This is a genomic window from Lactobacillus sp. C449L (assembly GCF_059900815.1).
The window spans coordinates 1-452 of sequence record NZ_JBWXGA010000239.1 but is presented as its reverse complement, the minus strand read 5'-3'; the positions used below and the strand labels follow the sequence as shown (position 1 = coordinate 452).

Genomic DNA, 452 nt, shown 5'->3' with positions numbered 1-452 from the left:
ATGCTGGCCCGGCTCCAGTCGCTGTGCCGGACTACTACACTCAAATCAACCTGCAAAGCGTCGCGCACATGCATGTGCTGCGTGAAGACGTCGCGCGTGCATTCGAAGGCGTCGTAGTCAACCCGATGGTGCTAGAGAAGTTTGGTGCCGCGATGAATTCCGGTCGCGCCATTTTCATCCATGGCCAGGCCGGCAGTGGCAAAACTTTTCTCGCAGAATGCCTAGCCGGCCTGCTAAAGGGCGATATCTGGGTGCCTTATGCAATCCTGGTAGATGGCGAAGTGATCCAGATATATGACCCGGCCGTCCACCATGAAGCAGCGAGCGAAGCAGCACAAGCCAGCCTGCTGGACAAGCGCGACGCGCCCGACCCGCGCTGGGTGCGCTGCAAGCGGCCCGCGGTATTGACTGGCGGCGAGCTGACGCTCGACATGCTGGAACTGCAGTTCGAC

The 452-nt window shown here is 60.2% G+C and carries 1 protein-coding gene; it reads left to right on the top strand.

Annotated elements, in window-relative coordinates; all coding sequences use genetic code 11:
- A partial coding sequence (locus tag AC2JF9_RS09215; protein WP_500727169.1) for an ATP-binding protein occupies nt 1–452 on the top strand: 452 nt, incomplete at both ends.